We start from the raw sequence: 23,120 nt of genomic DNA on the forward strand, positions 1-23,120 counted from the left end.
CTCCTTATTGATGTCAGCAACTTCACATTTCTTTCATTTCTGATGAAGACATTATTTAATGAAAACATTCGGGTCAATGATCAACGCAACCTGACCGTCACCCAGAATCGTGGCACCTGAAATTCCTTGGATGTTTGGAAGGTATTTGCCCAGATTTTTAAGGACAATTTCACTTTGTCCCAAAAAGTCCTGTACAGAAAGAGCTGCCAAACGGTCTCCCTTGCGGATGACCACGACCTCTGTCTCTTCTTCTTCATCTTCATTGAAGTCCGGTACCTCAAACAGCTGACTCAAGGAGATGAGCGGGATATGAGAATCGCGGAAAGCAATCATTTTATTGCCATGTACAGAACGAATTTGTGTCCGTTTGACAATCGCAGTCTCCACAATGGAGGACAATGGGATCGCATATTTTTCAGAACCGATCTGTATCATCATGGCTGCAATAATGGATAGGGTGAGCGGCAATTGCACAGAGAAATTAGTGCCTTGGCCCAGTGTAGAGTGAACCGTAACATTGCCACCCAAAGCAGTGATTTTGGATTTAACAACGTCCAAACCGACACCGCGTCCTGATACGTCTGAAATGACTGCAGCTGTGCTAAAGCCTGGAGCAAACAATACCTGATAAGCTTCCTCGTCGGTCATGACCGCTGCTTGCTCTGCTGTCAAAATCCCTTTAGAAATAGCACTGTTTAGTACCTTATCGCGATTAATACCATTTCCGTCATCTTCAATCTCGATGAATACGTTATTTCCGCTATGAAAAGCACGCAAGTTAACCGTTCCTGTCTCAGGTTTACCAGCTGCAATCCGATCGGCTACCGACTCAATGCCATGATCCACGGAGTTACGAAGCAAATGCACCAGAGGATCGCCAATTTCGTCGATAACAGTGCGGTCCATTTCAGTCTCTGCTCCAGTAATAACCAAATCAAGTTTTTTATCCAGCGATTTGGCCAGATCGCGCACCATACGCGGAAAACGATTGAAAACAGTGTCTACTGGTACCATCCGCAATTTAAGAACGACGTTTTGTAAATCGCTGCTCACACGACTCATGTGCTCTACCGTTTCTGTCAGTGCTGGATTGGAAGCTTCACTTGCCAACTGCTCTAACCGCACGCGGTCAATGAGCAACTCGCTAAATAAGTTCATAAGTACATCCAGACGTTCAATATCTACACGAATCGTACGGTTATGCGTAGGGGCAGCTGCCTTAGCTGCTGGCGTCTTACCTGCAGCTGCCTTAGCCACAGAGGCCGCAGCTGAAGACTGCGGCTGGGATGGAGCAGGTGATTGCACGGCAACAGGAGCTTCCTGTACCGCAGCAGTCTCAGCCAGTCCAGCAGTAACTTCGCTCATTTGTTTAAGCGATTCCTGATCTAGTTGTACCACTGAGACAGTGTCAATTTCAGAGATGCCCGCGATTTCCTTTTCCAGCTCCCCAACTTCTTTCTGCGTTATGTAATATAACGAGAAGCTTTGCTCGAATTTCTCCTGCTCAATATCCTGTACCGACGGATAGGCCTTGACGATTTCACCAGAGTTTTCCAGTGTATTAAACACCATAAAAGCACGCGCCGCCTTTAACTGGCTCTCTGAGCTGATTGTTACCTGTATATAGTGAACACGATGTCCTTCAGAAATAGATTGCTCCAATACAGAATACTGGAACTGATCCAAAACAAGCCCAGCACTATCGTTTTTGCCCACTTTTTTAGATGGAGACTCCTCAGTCGCAGCATTTGCGCCGGTCTTTTGGAAATCCCCGCTCACGATGGATTGTAGTGAAGATACAATAGAGGAGACATCCGCTTTTCCGTCGCCTCCCTCTGTAATGTGCTGCACCATGGACTCCAGAGCATCCAATCCCTTAAATAAGGTATCGAATATAAATTCATGCATCGCCAGCTTGTTGTTACGTACAAGATCAAGAACGTTTTCCATTTGGTGGGTAAGCGATGCTAGGTCTTCAAACCCCATCGTAGCAGCCATTCCCTTGAGGGTATGGGCAGAACGGAAAATCACCTGAACGATACCTAGATCAGTTGGATTGCTTTCCAGTTGAAGCATTTTTTCGTTAAGAGATTGCAGATGATCATTCGACTCATCAATAAACATGTTTAAATATTGGTTCATGTCCATTGTGAGACACCTCCTCCATGAGTTACACTCCGATTATTTCACAACTTGTACAAGCTTGGGGGCGATCTCCTGCATTGGCAGAAGGTGACGCACACATTTTAACTCTACTGCTGAGCGGGGCATTCCGTACACTACACAAGTTTCCTCATTTTCAGCAAATGTGGATTGTACCCCAGCATCATAAAGCTTCTTCATCATTTTGGCCCCGTCGCTCCCCATTCCAGTGAGCAATACTAGATGCCGCTCCAACGAGGTTAACGAGAGCAACGATTCAAACATCGTATCTACGGAAGGACGGTGACCATTGCGAGCTTCCTCCGTCTTCAGTGACACAGTGTATTTACCACCAGCTCCTGGTACAATTCTTAGTTGATATCCCCCTGGGGCAATGTAGGCCGTTCCAGTCTCCAACGTCATTCCCTGCTCAGCCTCCACAACTCGGAGTGGACTTAACGTGTTTAAGCGTTGTGCCAGCGAACGAGTGAAGTTTGGCGGCATATGCTGAACGATAACGATTGGAGCAGGAAAATCACCAGGAATGCGTTCCAACAGCGTCTTAAGCGCCCGCGGACCGCCCGTAGAACATCCCACCGCCACTAGTTTGCGAAAGTTGGACGTGTGCACACCTTTTTTAAGTGACAATCCCTTAGGTGCGGCAGGAACTGTAGGTGCCGCTACTGGAGGCGTAGCAGCCGCAGGAGTACGAGTAGCTGATGAAATCACCGTCTTATGGGGCTCCGGCTTAACCAAGCCTGCTTTATCCTTACCATGCAGCGATTTGCCAGCGGCCGTAGTAGTACTGTTTAGTTGCCCTGGTGTTCGTCCTATCCCCTTGGACAAATCTTCCTTCTTCTGAACAGTAGGTGCTTGGACTGACTTATTGCTTGGCTGAGCAGCTGGCTGCTGTTCTATGCGCCCCGCTGTAACAGATGTTCCAGACTGTTGTCGTTTAGTTTCCTGCTTGGCTACTGCCGGGGCGGACTTGCCAACATCACGCTTCGGCTGAGCTGATACAGCAGGTGAAGGAGCAAGCGGAACAACAGGAGACTTGTCTGTCGAAGCTTGACTGCCTGATCGCTTCTCAGTCACAGCCTGTCCTGGAGGCTTTTGCTGTGGCGTTTTTTTCGCTTGTTCCAATGCAGCTTTGCGCTCATTAGCTTCCTTGCGCTCCAGACGACTCCGCACTGCTTGCATAGCAGTGTGCATCTGTTCCAGCAGCGCCTTACTCACTTGCTCAATATCTTGCGCATGAGCGATGGAAGGCTTTCTTATAAAATCGAAAGCTCCTGCCTCCAGAGCCATGATGGTCTCCTTCATGCCTTGTTCATTAATGCCTGACAGCATAATTACAGGTAGCGGATGGGCTGCCATAATCAATGGCAATGCTTCAAGACCATTCATTTCAGGCATCTCGACATCCATGGTGACCAAATCGGGCTGCAATTCCTTCACTTTCTCTACAGCCTCTTTGCCATTGGCGGCTGTACCTACGATGTTGAACGACTCATCCCTTACAATTAAATCTGTAATAATTTTGCGCATAAAGGCCGAATCATCTACAACCAGCACCCGGTAAGCACACATGTTAAACACCTCTGTTTCCTCTCATCAAAATCAATGTACAGAACGCCGCAACCATTTTTGCATAAACCCTTTAATTCCACTCAATGCACCTGATTGCGGAATCTGTGGCATTGCTGCAAAACGGTGTGCCAGATTCAATACATCTCTTGAAGCCGCACATCCCGGAAAAGCAACCATAAATGGTACTTGCCTTTTGACTGCTTGCATGACATGAGTATCATCACTGATATGTCCAAGCAACGGGATATCGATCTCCAAAAAGCGTTTCGCAACCAGTGCGATCTTATCGGCAACTTGACGGGCCTCATTATCGTTATCGGCACGATTGACTATAATTTTGAATACCGTATCCTTTTGCAAACCGCTGACGACTTTAATTAGCGCATACGCATCTGTTAAGGACGTAGGTTCCGGTGTAGTTACAACCAGGCATTCGTCAGCTGAAGTGATGAATTTAAGGTTTTCTTTGGATAAACCTGCACCTGTATCAAATAGAATATAATCCATATCTGCCGCCATTTTCTCTACTTCTTCGGCAAAATAATTCAGATCGTCATCCGATAACGTGAACAATTCGCTCAAACCCGATCCTCCAGCAATATAAGGCAAACCACCTACACCCGTTTGAATAATTTCATCAATTGATTTCTCACGTTTTAGCAGATGTAAAAGATTGTATTGTGAATTGGCTCCCATTAATACATCAATATTGGCCATACCTATATCAGCATCAAACACAAGTACCCTTCGACCAAGGGATTGCAGAGCAAGAGCAAAGTTCAGCGTGAAATTGGATTTGCCCACCCCGCCTTTACCACTGGTGATCGTTATAATTTTTGCTTGACGACTACGTGGGGGCAATCGATATTTATCCAAGGAAGAAGCCATTTGTCTAAGTGATTGGGCTTGGTCACTCATATGGAATCTCCGTTAACTCCTGTTGATGTTTTGGGTCCAAGCAGCATGCTTGTGACCATTTCTGTATCGGGATGAAGCAGGTCATCAGGAACATTTTGTCCATTGGTAATATAGGCCAGCTGCATAGGAAATTGATGCAAAAGATTAAACATTCCACCGCAGCTACCTGTCTCGTCCATCTTAGTAAATACAACCTTACCGAGACCAAACTTGCTGAAATGTCCAGTTATATTGAGCATATCTTTACTTTTGGATGTCAGGCTGAGTACCAGATACGTCTCACTTTCATTAATAGGCGAAAGCAGACTTTGCAGTTCCGAAACAAGTAATTCATTACGATAATTTCGTCCTGCGGTATCCATGAGGATCAGGTCACAATGTTCCAGCCGTTGAATGGCTCTGTGGACGTCACCGGGAGATTGCACAACTTCAAGCGGTACATTCAAAATCGTAGCATATGTTCGCAGTTGCTCGACCGCTGAAATCCGGTACGTGTCAGAAGTAATAAATCCAACTTTGCGATGATGCTTAAACAACTGTTCTGCTGCTAACTTGGCAATGGTTGTTGTTTTCCCTACTCCGGTAGGACCTGCCACATACACAATTTTGGTATCTTTGGAGATCCCTTTGTCCAGTCTTGTCTGAATAAAACTGGCCACTTCCTCACGAAAGGCTTGTTCCCAATCGAAAGTTTCAGGCGCAAAAGGGTGCTCGCTCCGACGCACATATACCTGTTCGAGCCAATACTCCAGTAAATCACGTTCCACTTCCTGTTCCAGCACACGCTCACAAATCTCTTGCAGCGGCTCCGGCCAAGTACTTTCCATTGAAGAGTTTCGGGAAAACCGAGTCATCATAGTCTTCATTTCCCGCAATTCATTAAGCAGAGCCTGATTTTCCTCCGCTCCGCTCTTGTCTGGAACGCTTGCTTCAATGGGCTGTTTAAACAGTTCACTGGATGATTTCATGTTCGAAAGTAATGCTTCATGATCAAGTGCTTGAGACGTAGTCTCCAGATTATTAGCAGACCTAGATGACAAATGCTCAGTTGCTGAAGCTGCTTGTTCTGCATCGATCATTAATTCAGCTTGTTCTTCTTTGGAACCACCCGTCATCTGCGTTACCCGCCGATAAGCTTCTGGAGCAGCTTGTCTGGGAACCACAGGCATAAATGATTTTTCTGGCTGTTCAGGAGCATTCATTGAAGATGAAGCCGCCTGGGCAAGCTCTTGTGAAGATAGTCCAAAACGTCGTGGCTTTTGAGGTTGCTTCTCCTCTACCGCAGCTACCACTTCGATTTTCTTTTTACTGAACATTCCCATGAAACCGCCGACCTTCATTTCCTTTGTACTTAAAATGACGGCGTCTGTTCCTAAGTCACCCCTGATTTGCAGCATAGCTTCTGGCATGGTATCCACTACATATCGTTTCACTCTCATAAGTTCACCACCCCGACACTTTGAATTTCAACGTTCGGCTCCAGCTCACTGTACGACAGCACTGGGACATCCTGCATCGTCCGCTCCATCACTTGCCGCAAATACATACGAATTGTCGGTGACGTTAACACAATAGGCTGCTGTCCAGATTGAATGAGACGGTTGATTTGCTCCATCATTCTTTGATACACCGTTTGCGTTGACACCGGGTCTAGAGCTAAATAGCTACCTTGCTCCGACTGTTGCACGCTTTCAGCAATTTTCTTCTCCAATCCTGGTCCCACTGTAATAACGCGTAACGTCTCCCCTTGTTGGGCAAATTGCTGCGTAATCTGACGGGACAACGCCTGACGGACATATTCAGTCAGCACGTCGGGATCTTTTGTATAAGTACCGTAGTCAGCTAGTGTTTCGAAAATAGTCACCATATCGCGAATGGAGATTTTTTCTTTCAATAGCTTGGCCAGCACTTTTTGTACATCCCCAATCGCAAGCACAGAAGGAATAAGGTCGTCCACCAGCACTGGATAATTCTCTTTGAGATTGTCGACCAGCGACCGTGTTTCCTGTCTGCCAAGCAACTCATGAGCATGTTTCTTGATCGTCTCCGTAAGATGAGTAGCTACAACTGAAGGTGGATCAACTACGGTATAACCAGATAATTCCGCAACATCCTTGGTGTTCTCATCAATCCAGAGCGCAGGCAATCCGAAGGCTGGTTCCGTCGTTTCGATTCCTGTAATAGAATCATCGTCGTATCCCGGACTCATAGCCAGGTAATGATTTAACAGAAGCTCTCCACCGCCCACGGTATTACCTTTAATTTTAATTACATACTCGTTTGGCTTGAGCTGAATGTTGTCCCGAATACGAATGACCGGCACAACCAGACCTAGCTCCAAAGCACATTGACGACGGATCATAATAATCCGATCTAATAAATCCCCGCCCTGCTGTGTATCCGCCAGCGGAATTAACCCGTATCCAAATTCAAATTCAATTGGATCTACCTGAAGCAAATTAATGACACTTTCCGGACTACGGACTTCTTCAATTTGTTGCTCCTCTTCCAGCTGTTCATCGGCTATCTGCTTGCGCTCCATATTGCCCTGCATTCTTCGAGCCGCAAAAAACAGCAGAATCGCCAGTGGAAGAGTTGTAATGATATGAATAGGTGTGAAAAGCCCTAATAATGCAATTGTGGCAGCCACAATGTAGATCAGTTTTGGATAAGAAAAGAGTTGTCCAGTTAAATCCTCTGCCAAGTTGCCATCTGACGTAGCCCGCGTAACAATCAAGCCTGACGCCGTGGATATGAGCAGTGCGGGAATCTGACTGACCAGTCCGTCACCGATGGTGAGGACAGAATAAGTCGACAGCGCCTCTTGAAATCCTTTTCCCTGAACGGCCATACCGATAATAAAGCCACCGACCAAGTTGATGATCAAAATGATAATACTAGCAATGGCATCACCTTTAACGAATTTACTCGCACCATCCATCGCTCCGTAAAAATCTGCTTCCCGTTCGATTTTACTGCGTCGTTCACGGGCTTGCTGCTCATTGATCAAACCTGCATTCAGATCCGCATCAATACTCATTTGTTTACCCGGCATTGCATCCAATGTAAACCGTGCGCCTACCTCAGCAACCCGCTCAGATCCCTTGGTGATAACAATGAACTGTACGACCACGAGAATGAGAAAGACAACAAAACCGACGGCAATTTGCCCTCCTGCAATCCAACTACCAAACGTAGCAACTACTTCCCCTGCATGGCCCTCACCTAAAATAAGTTTGGTTGTAGAGATATTAAGTGCCAAACGAAATAACGTTGTAATGAGCAGCAATGAAGGGAAAATAGAGAACTGTAAAGCTTCCTTCGTATTCATAGAAACGAGTAGAATCATTAAAGCAATAGAAATATTAATGACGAGTAGGATATCCAGCAGCCATGATGGGATCGGGAGAATCATCATAAGAACGATACCGATGACGCCTGCAAGGACAGTTATTTCTTTTATTTTCACGGGTCTCTAGCCCTCCGATCCCTTTATTTCACTTTACCTTTTAATTTATATACATACGCCAGCACTTCGGCAACGGCCTGGAACAGATCAGCTGGTATCGCATCCCCGATTTCGGCTCTTTGAAACAGCGCCCGCGCCAGCGGCTTGTTTTCCATCGTTATAACGCCGTTTTGCTTGGCAATTTCTTTAATTCGGAGTGCAACGTAATCTTGCCCTTTCGCAATAATCTGCGGCGCTTCCATCTCCGAACCGTCATATTTCAAAGCCACAGCAAAGTGCGTAGGGTTGGTAATGATGACATCTGCATTAGGAACCTCCTGCATCATACGCTGCATAGCCATACGGCGCTGACGCTCGCGAATTTTCCCTTTGATCAGCGGGTCACCCTCCATTTTTTTGTATTCATCCTTGATGTCCTGTTTGGACATTTTCAGGTTTTTCTCATGCTCATAACGTTGATACATATAGTCCAATACCGCTAAAACGAACAGCACCACACCAATTTTGAGCCCCAGTTCCATCGTTAATGAAGCTGTAAAGCTCAACATCTGATCGCCGGACATTTCAGCCAGTTTGGGTAGGTCAGCCTTTGTTTTCCAGAGTACGCTGTACACCAGATAACCAATTACGGTCATCTTTAAAACAGATTTCAGGAATTCAACCAATGACCTCATGGAAAAAATATTTTTGAATCCTTTAATCGGATCAATCTTGCTAAACTTGGGCGTAATGCCCTCTCCGGTTAATAAAAAACCGATCTGCATGTAATTCGCTGCTATCCCAATGACAATGGCCCCAATAAAAATAGGTGCCAGCATAATTAAGATTTGCACGCCATATTCGCCCATCATCAGCAGCGTTGTGTTCGGCGTTACCTCCATAGAAAGCCGATTCACAAAAATATCTCGAAATAGTCGAACCGCATGGTCCTTAAAATACCCGCCGAAAATCATGAGGCAAAAAAACGTAACCAACAGGACACCAGCGGCGGGCAACTCCATGCTTTTGGCAACCTGCCCTTTTTGTCTTGCATCCTGTTTCTTTTTGGGTGTAGCTTTTTCCGTTTTTTCCCCTGAGAACAACTGCAGGTTCATAGCATATTTAAATGACAAACTACGTTCCTCCAGACCAGACATTAAGGACGATTACCCATAATATCCAACAAGTTGCGCATGGATTCGAACATCACAGAAAACAATCTTTCGAATATAAAAGCAAAACTTGGCATGAGAAGCAGTAACATGAACAGTCCCACAATAATTTTAAGAGGTACACCAATGACAAAAATGTTGAATTGTGGCGCTGTTTTAGCTAAAAAACCGAGTCCCACATCCGTTAAAAAGGTAGCTACTACAATGGGGGCAGCAATTTGAAAGGCCAGCATAAATGATTCCGCAAAAGAACGTACCAGAAATTCAGTTACACTGCCACCATACAGCTTTACAAAAAAATCATTTGTCAACGGTACCCAATCATAGCTGTATAAGATAGCATTTAGCAGATGATGGTGCCCATTTATACTTAAAAAGAACAATACAGCTATGGCAAACTTAAAATTCCCTGTTAAAGGCGTTGAAGCCCCTGTCATGGGATCAAACACACTTGCCATTCCGAACCCCACCTGTAAATCTATAAATGAACCTGCGGTTTGGATCGCTGTCATGAACAGATATGCAGTAAATCCCAATAACAACCCAATCAGCACTTCACGGCCCACTAACAGCACATACGCTACATCGGTCGGTACCTGTTGATGCGTTCCATATGTAAGATACACGACCAAAGCTAGAAATCCTGAAATTCCGACCTTAAAGATATTAGGTACACCTCGGGTCGAAAAAATAGGCGCTACTACAAAAAATGAGGTAATCCGACAAAAAATCAGCAAAAAAACAGGAAAACTTTGTAACAATATGTTCATAACATTCAGCCTAACCTATATATTTGTACAAATTGTCCAGAATGTTATACGTAAAGTCCACTAATGTGGTCAATATCCAAGGCCCGAACAAAAGCAATGCCAGCAATACGGCGACAATCTTCGGAACAAAGGCCAGTGTCTGCTCCTGAATTTGGGTTGTCGCCTGAAAAATGCTGATAATCAAACCCACGACTAGCCCCAAAATCAGCATCGGAGCGCTCACCTTGAGTACAATGTACACCGCTTGCCCAGCCAGGGAAATAATAAACTCCGAAGTCATTGCCGTCCTCCTTGATTGCTGTCCTTGCATGAAGTACTCATGTGTTAAAACTTAGAAGCAACGATTTGACTACCAAATACCAACCATCTACAAGTACAAAGAGCAGTATTTTAAAAGGAAGTGAAATCATTACCGGTGGTAGCATCATCATCCCCATAGCCATGAGTGTACTCGACACTACAATGTCTATAACTAAAAATGGTATGAAAATCATAAAGCCCATCTGAAAGGCCGTTTTCAACTCACTGATTGCATAAGCCGGAACCATCACCGTTAGTGGAATATCCTGATAATTCTTTGGTTTTTCCATCTTGGTGTATTTCATAAAGAGCAGTAGATCCTTCTCACGTGTATGAGAGAACATAAAGGTCTTGATCGGTACCGATGCCTTGTCCAGCGCCTGAGACTGTGTTATATCCCCCTTGAGATACGGCTGAAGCGCAGTTTCATTCATAGCTGAGAACGTCGGTGCCATAATGAATAAAGTGAGAAACAAAGCCAGTCCAACAAGCACCTGATTAGGCGGCATCTGCTGGGTTCCCAGCGAAGTTCGCACAAAGCCAAGCACAATCACAATTCGCGTAAAACTTGTCATAAGTACAAGCAACGCGGGCGCTACACTAATGACAGTAATAAGTAAAATAATAGACAGCGAGGTGGCACCGGGCTGTCCTTTGTCCGAATTGCCGACTTGAATATCAATGTTCGGAATCGGTTCCGCAGAGGCCGCCGTCACCGAAATGAAGCTGAACAAGACAAGCAGCAAACATGCAAGTATAATCTTTTTTCTCATGAATCTCCCGACCGATCTGTAGTATTCTCCTCATTGCGCAGCTTTTCAAGTTTATCCTTGCGATTCGGCATTTGCCGAAGCTTGGATTCAAACATCTCGTGAAAAGATGTCTCCTCTTCAGGCTGCTGCTGTGCCGCGTTGTTCCGGCGAAGCTTATCCGCAATTTTAGCGAATAGCGGGGCAATCGGGCCGCGCTGCAGAGAAGCTTCCTGCTCCAGTGCGGCCAAAATTTGCTCCACTTCTTCAGGATCGGATACTTTGTCAACAAGCTGGATATCTTCTCCCACACCAATGAGGTACACACTGCTACCTACTTCAACAAGCTGAAGGGATTTATTGGGACCCAGTCCCACGCCTCCCAGTATGCGAACGGAGCGGTTGCTGAACCAGCTCTGATTTCTTTTACTCAAAAACCGTATCAAGTACACGATCAGTACGATGATAAAGATTAGCACGAAAAGGACCCAGGCAATGTTGCCTATATTGCTGGATGTACTCAATGCGTCAGAGGCACCCTGTTGTGTATCCATACTGGGTGCGCCTTAGACACCCAGTGTTTTGTTGATGGCTTCGATAACCCGATCCGATTGGAAAGGCTTAACGATAAAATCTTTTGCGCCAGCTTGAATGGCATCAATAACCATTGCTTGCTGACCCATCGCGGAACACATGATAACCTTTGCATTCGCGTCAATTTGTTTGATTTCCTTCAGAGCGGCAATGCCGTCCATTTCAGGCATCGTGATATCCATCGTAATCAGGTCCGGACGAAGCTCCTTGAATTTTTCAATGGCCTGTGATCCATCTTGGGCCTCTCCTACTACCTCAAATCCATTTTTGGACAGGATGTCCCGAATCATCATTCTCATAAATGCAGCATCGTCCACGATCAAAATACGGTTTGCCATCTGAAATAAATCCTCCCTAAATTATGCTTTTATTGTAATTTTTGAATACGGTCCCATTGACTTACAATATCTGTTACGCGCACACCAAAGTTCTCGTCGATTACGACAACCTCGCCCTTGGCAATCAGTTTGTTGTTTACCAAAATGTCCACCGGCTCCCCAGCAAGCTTGTCTAGTTCAATAATTGAACCTTGTGAGAGCTCCAGAATATCTTTAATTTGCTTTTGGGTCCTTCCTAATTCTACGGTGACTCTAAGGGGAATGTCCATCAATAAATTTAAATTGTTTTCATCCACTTGCGCAAATGCACCGGACTGCAAGTTAGAAAATTGTACAGGTTGTACATTTACATTACGTCCCGGTACTGCGCCGTAGTGATGAGGCGTTCCGTAAGGAGCTTGCGGCGGTACACCAGCTGGCATTCCATAACCCGGTGTTCCATAGCCTGGAGCGCCCTGCTGCCCATATCCCGGGTCTTGAGGATACATTGGCGGTTGTTGTCCATAGCCTGCGTCTTGCGGCGCCTGCGCGGCTGCAGGTGGCTGATGATAGGCTGGTGCAGGCGGTTGCTGCGGAACGCTAGCTTGTTGCGGCACTTCGGGAGCAGCTGTTGCAGCTACCTGCTGTGCAGACGCTTGCGGTTGTTCTTCATCCTCTCCGCCATTCATTAGGATGCTCACCATTTTTTTGGCGAAATTAACAGGTAACAGTTGCATCAGCGTAGAGTCAATAAGATCCCCGATCAATAACCGGAAGGAGACTGTGATGAGCGTCTCTTCATCCGGCAGACTGGATACTCCATCACCGTGCATAGGATCCAAAATATCAATCCCCGGTGGAGAGATATTAACAAAACGATTAAACATAGTAGACATTGAGGTCGCCGACGATCCCATCATCTGGTTCATCGCTTCCTGCACAGCACTAATGTGGATTTCATTCAATTCTTCATCTGCTGGGTTTCCTTCACCACCAAGCATTAAGTCCGCTATCACTTGTGCATCACGCTTTTTGATTACGAGTGAGTTAATACCCTCGAATCCATCGACATAATTTACATGTACAGCTACGTGTGGCTTTGGAAATGCAGTTTCAAATTCAGAACGGGTAATAATTGAAACTTTAGGTGTCGTAATATCCACCTTTTGACCGAGCAGTGTGGAAAGAGCCGTAGCTGCGCTGCCGAACGTTATATTACCGATTTCCCCGAGAGCATCCTGCTCCAGAGGAGTCAGAAAATCGTCAACGGTCTTGCCTGCGGGAGTAGAATCCGTCCCCGCTTCAGACTGTTTCAGCAAGGCATCGATTTCCTCCTGGGACAAATAGTCTTTACTCGTCAATTTCTTCAACTCCTTCGTTGACAATTTCATCAATTTGTACGGCAACACGATCTCTTACCATGCCGGGACTTCCCATAAACTTCAATTTCTCGCCTACCCGGATGGATAGTCCTTCTTTGACAGGTTTGTTCAATGAAATGACATCCCCGACCGAAAGACCCAGAAACTCGGCTACATTTATCCGGGATTCACCCAACTCCGCAATAATAGGGAGCTCTGCTTTGGTGACCCGTAATCTCAAGGCGTCAATCTCTTCGGGCGCCCTTGATTTCTTTTCGGATGTAAACCACTGGTGCGTGGACAGTCTAGCCATAATAGGTTCCAATACCACATGCGGGATACAGAGGTTAATCATCCCTGTGGTATCACCAATTTTGGTACTAAGCGAAATCAGAGCAATCGTTTCATTCGGCGAGACAATCTGCATGAACTGCGGATTTGTTTCCATCGCCTCTAGGCGCGGTTCAATGTCCAGTACCGTTTTCCAAGCCTCTTGCAGGCTATCAAAGGTACGACTGAAAATTCGCTCCATAATCGTCGTCTCGATTTCGGTCAACGCAGTAACCTTTGACGGTGCCGAACCTGTTCCTCCGAGAAGCCTGTCCAACATGGCATAAGCAACGTTCGGGTGAACCTCAAGCACCATACGGCCTTCCAGCGGTTCAGCTTCAAAAATGTTTAGAATGGTCATTTTCGGAATGGAGCGAATGAATTCATCATAAGGAAGTTGCTCCACCTGAACGACATTAATTTGGACAAAAGTACGAAGCTGCGCTGAAAAATATGTGGTCAGATACCGTGCAAAGTTCTCGTGTATCCGCGTCAGACTCCGTATATGATCCTTGGAAAATCTAAGCGCTCTTTTGAAATCATAAGCGCGAACTTTCTTTTGGGTATCTTCCTTTTTAAGTTCTTCCGCATCCATTTCACCGGACGAAAGAGCTGCTAAAAGGGCATCAATTTCCCCTTGTGACAGTACATCCACCAATGTTATTCACCCCCTTACGTGTTCCTGACAAGTTCACCTGGAATCAAATGGCTGCCAGCAAAAAGTCTGTAATTTTGGCGTTCCCCAGGTGACCTTCAGGGAGCGACTTGTTGATGAGATCCGTCAGCTTGTCACTGAACTGGTCCCGGCCTTTAGCCGTTCTGAGCTCATCAGGTTTGGTGTCTGCAAGTAATTGAATAACGATGGGCTTAATACTGATGTCTTTGATTTTTTCAAAAGATTCTTTTGCTTTGGCATCGTTCAATTGAAAAGATAGGTTCATCTGAACAATGTAATCTGCGTCTGCCAGATTTGTTTTGATACCGGTAATTTCAGAGCTCACTTCCACCAATTCATCTGCTGACAATCTTGGAAGTTGTTCTGCCTGAGCAGCTTGCGCATTCGGTATGACTTCCGACTTCTTCCCGCTAAGCGCTGGTATAAGTACAAAGGCCGCGCCTGCAATCAAAGTAATCGCGAGTAAAATTGTAATGAGCCATGGCAGCATCTTCTTCATTCGTCTTCCTCCATTTGTTGCACTTTTATCGTGGCGGCATGCATGCCGATTTCACGGCTGTAACCCTTGATCAAGGAGACGACATCTGCCGCTTTTTCCAATACAATCAACCGTTTCCCCGTCACCAAAGTGACGTATGTATCCGGTGTTTCCTCCACAGTCTCAATGAGCAGCGCATTAAGCCACATAGGCGAGCCGTTCAGCCGCGTTAACGGGATCATCGTAATACCAACCTCCTGATAGGTGCGGAGGAGCCTCTACTCCTCCGCGTTTAAATGAGATTATCGTTTCAAGTTTACAACTTCCTGAAGCACTTCATCCGAGGTCGTAATGATACGCGAGTTCGCTTGGAATCCGCGCTGAGCTACGATCATTTCGGTAAATTCGCCTGTCAGATCAACGTTGGACATTTCCAGCTGACCCGCGATAATAGCTCCACGGCCCTCTGAGTTGGCTGCTCCTGGCTCAATGGCATCAATGTTGGAGTTGACCGTTGTACGATACAGGCTGCCTCCAATTTTCTCCAAACCTTCTGGGTTTGTAACTCTGGCTATACCAATTTGCGTGCCATTATCTACTGTACCATCATCCAGCTGCTGTACAATCGTACCATCCTGCGAGATAGAGACTGCCGTAACATTGTCAGCAAGTGTGATTGGATCTCCACCCGCATCTCCTACAAAAAATCCATCTGCAGTAACCAGATTTCGGTTTGCGTCTATGTGGAAATCACCCGCACGAGTCAGATAAGGGACTTCCTGTGCATCATTCATTTTGATCAGGAAAAATCCGTCACCGTTAATCCGCAAATCCGTCGGATTATTGGTAGTCATTGCACTACCCGGAAGGTGCAGGGTATCAATTGAGCTGACGGACACCCCTAGACCAACCTGCTTGGCATTTTGACCTGCAGTTGTCGTAGCGTCAGGCGCACTTGCACCCGAACTGGTTTGGCTCAAGATATCTTTGAACATCACTCGGCTGGACTTGAAGCCTGTAGTATTTACGTTTGCAATGTTGTTACCGATAACGTCCAGCTTTGTTTGAAAGCCCTTCATGCCCGATACACCTGAATACATTGATCTCAACATTGAGTATAAATCCTCCTCTGATTGGTTGCTTAGTTGACCGCATCAGTCGATCCGCGGCTTTTTCATGGCTTTCCTATTCGGGCCAGCCACTCCATATACATTTTTATGAAATAATTACAGCACTATCTATCTGCGTAAATACGTTATCCTCCATGGACTTCTTATCCATCGCGGTAACAACTGTTCGATTAGGTACACTTACAATCAAAGCCATATCCTGCATTAAAATCAATGATTCTTTGGCGCCTTTGGCAGCTGCTTTATCCACAGCAGAGTTGATTTTCGCCATTTGGTCACTTCTCAACTCTATTCCCCGCTGCTCCAGACGCTTGGCTGCATGGTTGCTCAGCTTGAGCACCTGTTCCTGCAACACCTGACCGAACGGTCTGGCATCCTTGGATACCGAATTTACTCGGTTTTGTGAGATTGCTGCCGGGGGCACGTTGGCGGGAAAAAGGCGTCCGACCGTCATTCTATCATTCATGAGTTCTCACCGCTTCCAGTAGAGGAAGAAGATGAAGTATCCGATGTATTTGTAGCGGGAGTCGTTGTATTAGCCTGACTCACTGATGTTACATCTTTTAATGCCACCTCAGCCGCTCCCATTTTGGCATACTGCACACCGTCGCGAATAACGATAGAATCCACGATTCCACTTTTTACGGTACCCGCACCTGTTTCACCTGTGATGGAGTCTTTTTTACCTGCCTCAATCCAGCTGACTTCTTTTCCTATCAAACCGGAAGCCGTACCCAAAGACTGTCCCAATGCATTCAACTGCGTAGAAATGTTCATCAGTTGTTCCACTGAGGAAAACTGGGCCATTTGAGCGATAAATTCTTTATCCTCCAAAGGCTGCATCGGATCCTGATTTTGTAGCTGGGTGATCAAAATTTTCAGAAATTGATCTTTACCCATAGTCTTAGTATCCTTAGCACTCGCCGTTTTGACATTGTTCACATTGTAATTCGGCCAGACGTTGCTGGTGGATACATTGTTGTCTGTCGTCGTCATTGTGTTCTCACCTCCATCATTACGCTTGTGCTGTAAAGGAGCCTGTCCGATTTATATCATCTGCACGTTGTTCTGCTGTCCAGTTACGGAGTTCCTCTGCCATTTCAGCTACCTTCATAGCATCTTCGCTCTCTTCTCTACCACGAGCTTTGGAACGTTGATTGGATTGCTGCTGCTGCTGATTAGCTCCAGATCCGCGCCCATCCTGATACATATGGGAGGAAAGCGACTCATTGTGCGTGACTTCTACCTTATCCACCTGGATACCTTGGCTCTGGAGACTCGAACGCAGCTGCGACATTTGCTGTTCCAGCAAATCCTTCGCTCCGCTATGCTCAGTCATGAACTGGGCAACCAGATGACCATTTTGCATTGTCAGCTTAACCTCCAGCTGGCCCAGATGATCTGGACGAAGCATGATAGTCGCTTCCGTCAAGCCAGTGTGTTTTACAATGTCAAGTTTCTGCACTACAAATTCGGTCATCTCCTTGGCAAATTGCCGCACATGTACGACTGGTTGAGCCGGAGCCGAAGGTGTTGTTCCTTGCGTTTGTACCGAAAGCTGTCCCGCAGTCGTGATCACTGGAGTCTGATTGTCAGTTGCTGTCGAATCCGCTTGCTCAGTTGCATCTACGAATGCACTCGCTTCATCCGTTGCAGTCGTCTTAACTGCAGACTGAACGAGAATATTAGTTGATGAACGTTGCCCTTCTGAACCTTGTTGATTAGTTTCGCCTTGACTAGCTTGCTGCTGAGAAGCAACAACCTGTTTGTCTGTAGTGGCTGTAGCTACGGTCTGAGTACCATTTGTTCGATTTGCAGAAGGCTGAACTGCTTGTGAATCCCCACCATCAGCAAGTTCCACAGCTTTCATTACACCATTCCACTGCTCATCGGAAATTGCTCCCGTACCTGCCGTTGCGCTTTGGAGCGATTGTAGCAACTGTGTCACCTGGGACTTTTGGTCTCCAGAAGCCTGCTCTGCTACATTGGCAAGTTGTGACAAAGCGTCCTGCAATGCAAATCGAAGAGTAGCCGGGTTGGCTGCCAAGGCTGTTAAGCCTGTCGCCTCTGTCGTTTCTCCACCGTTTAACTGTTGATTTGTTCCGTCGCCTTGCAAAAACTGTTGTACTTGCTGAATCCAAGCTTGAAGAGTTGCAAGCAGAGCAGGATCGGCAGCTACTTGATCATCCAACTTTTCGAGATTCTGCAGCAAAGGAGCCAGTGTTTCGACCAGCGACTCCGTTGGAGCTTCCGTGGATTCTCCAGTCGCAATAAGCGGGAGTACCATAACTAATGGAGAACCGTTCGCATCTGTGCCTGCTGAGCCCGTTTGCCCGCCTGTCATCATTTGCGTAAGTGTTTGATTAAAAGCACCCGTGGTTGCTCCAGCAGCTGTGGCTGTAGTCGTTGTTGAGGCCGTTGTACTGCTAGCTGTCTGACTGGAGCCGAGCGATACACTTTGAGAAATAAGGGTCATTTATTTTTCACCTCCCTTCATTTAAATTACTTACTGCCCATCAGTTTGTTTAAAATTTTTGCGGTCTGAGCCGCATCCTTGGCAGACATATTTTGTAGTAAAGAACCACGTGTCGAATCATCTACTGTATTTAATATGTTTAATGCCTTGTCTGGACTGATTTTGTAAGTTTGCAAAATAAGTTCGGCACCGCTCTTCTTGTCCATGGAAGCAAATGTGCTACTGATTTGAGTGCTTTGCAAACTCTTACTCGTCGTGCCAGCTGTGGTACCTTGATCCTTTTTCAGACGAGACTGCAACGCAGCAACTGACAAATCCGTAGATGGCGTTACGTTTTTCAGAGCCATAGTAATATCGGCTGCTTTTTTAGCGTCCATCTTTTGCAAAATCTTCGCACTGTTGGCAGGGTCCATGTAGCTTAGCAGCTGCACAGTCTCTTCCGTAGTCAGATTCTCCATAATCGGTGCCGCTTTACTAGCTGTCATTCCTTCATACATACTAGCAAGATCTCTGGCCTGTTTTACATAAGGATCTTCATTTGTTGTTCCACCTGTAGTTTGCGTACCAGCCTGTCCCTGCTGACTGGCCTGTGGCTGCTGTTCCTGTTGCGTTTGGAGCGTATTGACCTGATTCTGCAGTTCAGTAACCTTTTTATCTTGTGTCGTCTTAGCAGCGGTAGCCTTTTTAAGCTCCTCCGTCTGCTTGGCTAGATCTGCCTTTAACTGCTGAATGGTTGCTTCAGAACTTTCGGACTGAGCCTTTTGATCTGCCTCTTTCGTCTGTGTAGCCTTATCTTTCGGTTCAGGTACCCAATTTTTAACAACTGGTATTTTGTTCCCTAATGAAATCATTTCGCTTCTGAAGTCCATATTGAACAATGTAAGCAGGACCCCGACCAGAACGATTGTGAACACAATCGGAATCAGGAAAAACATAAACCGTTCAAATCCCCCGCCTGATTCTTTTCCTAAATCAATGTCCAGTTCATTTTCTGCTAACTTCTGTGCCATCGTCTTCCTCCTCAGGCAGCTGATATGCGTATCCTATGACTTTCCGCTTACCGGGCTTTCATGGCAAATCGCACGGAAGCCATTTCATCCAGCTCGTTCTGCTCGCGCAGGAGCACTTCCTGTTGGAATTTCACGTTGGCCTTCTCTCTCGCTTTCAGCCAAACCTGTTCATCCAGCATTTTATCGGTCAAAACGGTTTGTTTGCTTTGCACATTTTGCTGCGCATATTGAACATCCCTATGCTTGCGTGTAATACATTGGTCCAGATGATTAACATAAGCCTGTAATTCCTGAATGGTAGAGAGTGGTGCGCAATCCTCGGCAGCCTTTTGAATGGCTGATATGACTCGATTCCTTTCGCCTACAAGCTGTGTTAATGTCTGCTCCTCAGCCTGCAATTGTCCAACAGCACTGGAAAGCAACCATTCGGCCTGTGACTTTTCGTTGGTTTTCAAGTCTACAACTTTCTGAAAGGAATACTGAAATCTCATCGTTCAACCTTCATCTCCTCGTAAATTCAGAAATCAAACGCTCTCTTACCTCGTCCAGCTCAGCCTTTTCATCTGTTCTTTGTCTTGTAAAATCCCATATATCCCGTATACGCTCCATGGATTCGTCAATTTCTGCATTTGAACCCTGCTGATAGGCCCCAATATTAATCAGGTCCTCCGAATCTTTGTAAATGGCCATCAAGCGCTTAATGTTCTCGGCAGCGTCTATCTGATCTCGTGGTGCGATATCCTTCATAACCCGGCTAATACTCGCTAACACATCGATTGCCGGAAAATGTCCTTTGTTCGCAATTCCACGATTCAAGACAATGTGTCCATCCAAAATCCCGCGCACCGCATCCGCGATGGGCTCGTTCATATCATCACCATCGACCAGTACCGTATAGAAAGCGGTTATGGAGCCAGTAGGGCCTGTCCCTGCACGTTCTAGAAGCTTAGGTAGACTAGCAAACACGGAAGGTGTGTACCCTCTCATTGCCGGTGGCTCCCCTACGGCTAGGCCGACTTCACGTTGGGCCATCGCATACCGGGTAACTGAATCCATCATCAGCATGACATTCAACCCGCGGTCCCGAAAATATTCCGCGATCGTCGTTGCAATAAGTGCACCCTTAATACGGATTAACGCAGGTTGGTCGGAAGTTGCCACAATGACCACGGAACGTTCTAGTCCCTCCGGACCTAAATCCCGTTCAATAAAGTCCAGCACCTCGCGTCCACGTTCCCCGATCAAGGCGATTACATTCACATCAGCTTCCGTATTACGGGCAATCATTCCCATCAAGGTACTTTTACCTACACCCGAACCTGCAAAAATACCAACCCGTTGTCCTTTACCGATAGTAAGCAACCCGTCAATAGCGCGCACCCCGATACTGATTGGTTCCTGCACCCGCGGACGATTCAGCGGATTGGACGGAATATTGAAGGTTGAATATCTCGCCATTCGCGAGGGAATCAATGAGCCATCCAGAGGCTGACCCAAGCCGTCCAGCACCTTGCCTAACAGTTCCGACCCGACCTGCACATTCAACGGTTTCCCTGTTCCTACTACATCACAACCGGGACCAATGGATTGCAGTTCTCCAAGTGGCATTAGAAGCACTTTATTGTCCCTGAAGCCTACAACCTCCGCTTGCAACGGCTTTGCCGTTTTACCCGGATAAATGTAACAAACATCCCCGATACTGGCATCCGGACCTTCCGATTCAACCATCAGGCCGATAACCTGCGTAACCTTGCCATTTACCCGAACCGGGTCCAGCTGGCGCAAATGATCCATGTAGCGCTGCGTATTAAGCCCCTTCATGTCTTCGCTCCTCATTCTCATGTGCCAGACGCAGTAGTTCCTTTTTGATCTCAGCTAATTGCGTATCAATCCGCGCATCCACGCTCCCAAAAGAAGAACGGATAACACAACCGCGATCTTTCACGGTACCATCAGGAATAATTTGCAGTTCTGCCTGCGAATCGACAGTTAATGACAATTCTTCTCGTGCACCTTGCACAAATGCGAAATGCTGAGGCGACACACACAATGTAATGGTTCCTTTTTCCCGCTTACGAGCCAAATTTTTACGAATTAATTCAATTGTGTAGTCCGGCTCAAGGCTAAGCTGTTTCTCAATGACCTTCTCAGCAATAGCACTACTCAGTTCAACCAGAAAAGGCTCAGCTTCCTGAATTAGTTGTTCCTTTATCTCATAGGCCTGACGTAGAATATCCTGTGCTTCTTCCATCATCTGCTCTGATTTCGTCTGAAGCTCGGCCTCAGCCAGCTTCTGACCTTCTTCATATCCTTGCTGAAACCCATCAGCCTTTAACGACTGAGTCAGCTGATCGTCATGCTCGCGTCGCTCCTGCCACCAGGCTTCAATCTGCTGCTGCGCCTCCTGAAGCATCCGTTCCGCTTCTTCAGCTGCCTCGCGAACCTGACGTTCGGCAAAATCCTTAGCATCTTTCAGCATTTCATCCCGTAGCCGTTCAGCCTCATGATCTCGCTGAGGCTCCGGCTCCGTATATTCAGTTGTGATTTCTTCGTCCGTCGTTTCTGGCGCATACGTATGTGCCACATCAATTGTTTTCAAAGCCTCTACAGGAATATATTGGAAAGATTTGATCAAGTTAGACAATGATGTCATCTCCTCCGCCGCGTGCGATTATAATCTCACCGGCCTCTTCCAATCTGCGGATCGTCGATACGATACGTGTCTGTGCTTCTTCCACATCACGCAACCGCACCGGCCCCATGTACTCCATTTCCTCTTTGAAGGTTTCTGCCATACGTTTCGACATATTTCGGAAAATCACATCACGTACTTCTTCACTGGATACTTTAAGCGCCAATTGCAAATCTGCATTGTCGATATCGCGGACAATGCGCTGAATGGAACGGTTGTCCACATTGACGATATCCTCGAACACGAACATTCTTTTCTTAATTTCCTCAGCCAGTTCTGGATCTTGAATTTCAAGCGAGTCGAGAATCGTACGTTCGGTTCCGCGGTCTACGCCATTCAAAATCTGAACAATGGACTCAATACCACCTGCATTCGTATAATCCTGCGTCGCGGTTGCAGACAGCTTTTGCTCCAACACTCGTTCCACCTGGGAAATAACTTCCGGAGATGTACTGTCCATGACAGCGACACGCCGGGCCACATCTGCCTGCTTTTCCTGTGGCAGAGACGACAGAATTGCAGCCGCCTGCTCGAATTGCAAGTACGAAAGCACGAGAGCAATCGTTTGCGGATTCTCATTCTGTATAAAATTCAATATCTGGTTTGGATCAGCTTTGCGGGCAAAATCGAAGGGTCTTACCTGTAACGTCGCTGTTAGACGGTTAATGACCTCAACTGCTTTTTGCGATCCGAGTGCTTTTTCCAATATTTCTTTAGCGTAATTAATACCGCCTTGGGAAATGTACTCCTGAGCCAAACAAATTTGATGAAACTCGGCCATGATGGAGTCCTTCTCAATGGCATCGACCTTCCGCACATTGGCAATTTCCAATGTAAGTTGCTCGATCTCCTCATCACGCAAATGCTTGAATATTTGAGCAGATACCTCTGGTCCCATTGTGATCAGAAGTATAGCCGCTTTCTGTCTTCCCGTTAAACCTTGACTGCTTGCCTTTGCCAATGAACT

The 23,120-nt window shown here is 46.4% G+C and carries 24 protein-coding genes; all 24 read right to left on the bottom strand.

Going from position 1 to position 23,120, the window contains the following annotated elements:
- Positions 1 to 51 precede the first annotated feature (51 nt).
- Entirely contained in the window at positions 52 to 2,148 is a 2,097-nt protein-coding gene (locus tag ACEN8J_RS12450; RefSeq protein WP_069011401.1) for a chemotaxis protein CheA, read from the bottom strand.
- A 33-nt stretch (positions 2,149 to 2,181) separates the two neighbouring features.
- Entirely contained in the window at positions 2,182 to 3,732 is a 1,551-nt protein-coding gene (locus ACEN8J_RS12455) for a chemotaxis protein CheB (protein ID WP_029517004.1), read from the bottom strand.
- Positions 3,733 to 3,762: 30 nt separating this feature from the next.
- Complete coding sequence (locus tag ACEN8J_RS12460) at positions 3,763 to 4,650, bottom strand: MinD/ParA family protein (protein WP_029517003.1); 888 nt, start codon at positions 4,648 to 4,650, stop codon at positions 3,763 to 3,765.
- Positions 4,647 to 6,089, bottom strand: a complete 1,443-nt coding sequence (gene flhF, locus ACEN8J_RS12465; RefSeq protein ID WP_029517002.1) for a flagellar biosynthesis GTPase FlhF — start codon at positions 6,087 to 6,089, stop codon at positions 4,647 to 4,649. The genes ACEN8J_RS12460 and flhF overlap by 4 nt, the downstream gene beginning before the upstream one ends.
- Entirely contained in the window at positions 6,086 to 8,119 is a 2,034-nt protein-coding gene (gene flhA / locus ACEN8J_RS12470; protein WP_016820963.1) for a flagellar biosynthesis protein FlhA, read from the bottom strand. The genes flhF and flhA overlap by 4 nt, the downstream gene beginning before the upstream one ends.
- Positions 8,120 to 8,142: 23 nt before the next feature.
- The gene (gene flhB / locus ACEN8J_RS12475; RefSeq protein WP_039274693.1) at positions 8,143 to 9,255 is read right to left on the bottom strand and encodes a flagellar biosynthesis protein FlhB; all 1,113 of its coding nucleotides are present in this window, start codon (positions 9,253 to 9,255) and stop codon (positions 8,143 to 8,145) included.
- Positions 9,255 to 10,040, bottom strand: coding sequence for a flagellar biosynthetic protein FliR (gene fliR, locus ACEN8J_RS12480; protein WP_023988198.1), 786 nt, complete (start codon positions 10,038 to 10,040; stop codon positions 9,255 to 9,257). The genes flhB and fliR overlap by 1 nt, the downstream gene beginning before the upstream one ends.
- Positions 10,041 to 10,050: 10 nt before the next feature.
- A complete protein-coding gene (gene fliQ / locus ACEN8J_RS12485; protein ID WP_007430038.1) occupies positions 10,051 to 10,320 on the bottom strand; it encodes a flagellar biosynthesis protein FliQ in 270 nt (89 codons plus the stop codon).
- A gap of 37 nt (positions 10,321 to 10,357) precedes the next feature.
- The gene (gene fliP, locus ACEN8J_RS12490) at positions 10,358 to 11,113 is read right to left on the bottom strand and encodes a flagellar type III secretion system pore protein FliP (protein ID WP_013309901.1); all 756 of its coding nucleotides are present in this window, start codon (positions 11,111 to 11,113) and stop codon (positions 10,358 to 10,360) included.
- Positions 11,110 to 11,643 (bottom strand): flagellar biosynthetic protein FliO, encoded by a 534-nt coding sequence (locus tag ACEN8J_RS12495; protein ID WP_029517000.1) that lies wholly within the window; start codon positions 11,641 to 11,643, stop codon positions 11,110 to 11,112. Before ACEN8J_RS12495 ends, fliP begins: the two co-directional genes overlap by 4 nt.
- 12 nt (positions 11,644 to 11,655) lie before the next feature.
- Positions 11,656 to 12,021 carry a response regulator gene (locus ACEN8J_RS12500; RefSeq protein WP_010346372.1) on the bottom strand — a complete coding sequence of 122 codons (366 nt, stop codon included), beginning with the start codon at positions 12,019 to 12,021 and terminating at the stop codon, positions 11,656 to 11,658.
- Between the two features lie 29 nt (positions 12,022 to 12,050).
- Positions 12,051 to 13,361 carry a flagellar motor switch phosphatase FliY gene (gene fliY / locus ACEN8J_RS12505; RefSeq protein WP_495593546.1) on the bottom strand — a complete coding sequence of 437 codons (1,311 nt, stop codon included), beginning with the start codon at positions 13,359 to 13,361 and terminating at the stop codon, positions 12,051 to 12,053.
- Complete coding sequence (gene fliM, locus ACEN8J_RS12510) at positions 13,351 to 14,349, bottom strand: flagellar motor switch protein FliM (RefSeq protein WP_029516998.1); 999 nt, start codon at positions 14,347 to 14,349, stop codon at positions 13,351 to 13,353. Before fliM ends, fliY begins: the two co-directional genes overlap by 11 nt.
- Before the next feature lie 43 nt (positions 14,350 to 14,392).
- Positions 14,393 to 14,866, bottom strand: coding sequence for a flagellar basal body-associated FliL family protein (locus tag ACEN8J_RS12515; protein ID WP_023988194.1), 474 nt, complete (start codon positions 14,864 to 14,866; stop codon positions 14,393 to 14,395).
- Positions 14,863 to 15,087 carry a flagellar FlbD family protein gene (locus tag ACEN8J_RS12520; RefSeq protein WP_013309896.1) on the bottom strand — a complete coding sequence of 75 codons (225 nt, stop codon included), beginning with the start codon at positions 15,085 to 15,087 and terminating at the stop codon, positions 14,863 to 14,865. The genes ACEN8J_RS12515 and ACEN8J_RS12520 overlap by 4 nt, the downstream gene beginning before the upstream one ends.
- Positions 15,088 to 15,147: 60 nt before the next feature.
- The gene (flgF, locus tag ACEN8J_RS12525) at positions 15,148 to 15,957 is read right to left on the bottom strand and encodes a flagellar basal-body rod protein FlgF (protein ID WP_318626666.1); all 810 of its coding nucleotides are present in this window, start codon (positions 15,955 to 15,957) and stop codon (positions 15,148 to 15,150) included.
- A gap of 103 nt (positions 15,958 to 16,060) precedes the next feature.
- Complete coding sequence (locus ACEN8J_RS12530) at positions 16,061 to 16,441, bottom strand: TIGR02530 family flagellar biosynthesis protein (RefSeq protein WP_039274704.1); 381 nt, start codon at positions 16,439 to 16,441, stop codon at positions 16,061 to 16,063.
- The gene (locus ACEN8J_RS12535) at positions 16,438 to 16,971 is read right to left on the bottom strand and encodes a flagellar hook capping FlgD N-terminal domain-containing protein (protein WP_318626667.1); all 534 of its coding nucleotides are present in this window, start codon (positions 16,969 to 16,971) and stop codon (positions 16,438 to 16,440) included. The genes ACEN8J_RS12530 and ACEN8J_RS12535 overlap by 4 nt, the downstream gene beginning before the upstream one ends.
- A 19-nt stretch (positions 16,972 to 16,990) precedes the next feature.
- Entirely contained in the window at positions 16,991 to 18,451 is a 1,461-nt protein-coding gene (locus tag ACEN8J_RS12540) for a flagellar hook-length control protein FliK (protein ID WP_342435048.1), read from the bottom strand.
- A gap of 26 nt (positions 18,452 to 18,477) precedes the next feature.
- Positions 18,478 to 19,461, bottom strand: a complete 984-nt coding sequence (locus ACEN8J_RS12545) for a magnesium transporter MgtE N-terminal domain-containing protein (protein WP_341039248.1) — start codon at positions 19,459 to 19,461, stop codon at positions 18,478 to 18,480.
- 47 nt (positions 19,462 to 19,508) lie between these two features.
- Positions 19,509 to 19,952, bottom strand: coding sequence for a flagellar export protein FliJ (gene fliJ / locus ACEN8J_RS12550; protein WP_029516992.1), 444 nt, complete (start codon positions 19,950 to 19,952; stop codon positions 19,509 to 19,511).
- 10 nt (positions 19,953 to 19,962) lie between these two features.
- Positions 19,963 to 21,282: a flagellar protein export ATPase FliI gene (fliI, locus tag ACEN8J_RS12555; RefSeq protein WP_029516991.1), complete on the bottom strand. Its 1,320-nt coding sequence runs from the start codon at positions 21,280 to 21,282 to the stop codon at positions 19,963 to 19,965.
- Positions 21,269 to 22,105, bottom strand: coding sequence for a FliH/SctL family protein (locus tag ACEN8J_RS12560; protein ID WP_165147604.1), 837 nt, complete (start codon positions 22,103 to 22,105; stop codon positions 21,269 to 21,271). Before ACEN8J_RS12560 ends, fliI begins: the two co-directional genes overlap by 14 nt.
- Positions 22,098 to 23,114, bottom strand: a complete 1,017-nt coding sequence (gene fliG, locus ACEN8J_RS12565) for a flagellar motor switch protein FliG (protein WP_013309887.1) — start codon at positions 23,112 to 23,114, stop codon at positions 22,098 to 22,100. Before fliG ends, ACEN8J_RS12560 begins: the two co-directional genes overlap by 8 nt.
- Between the last annotated feature and the right edge of the window lie 6 nt (positions 23,115 to 23,120).

This window comes from Paenibacillus sp. Paensp38 (genome assembly GCF_059491915.1).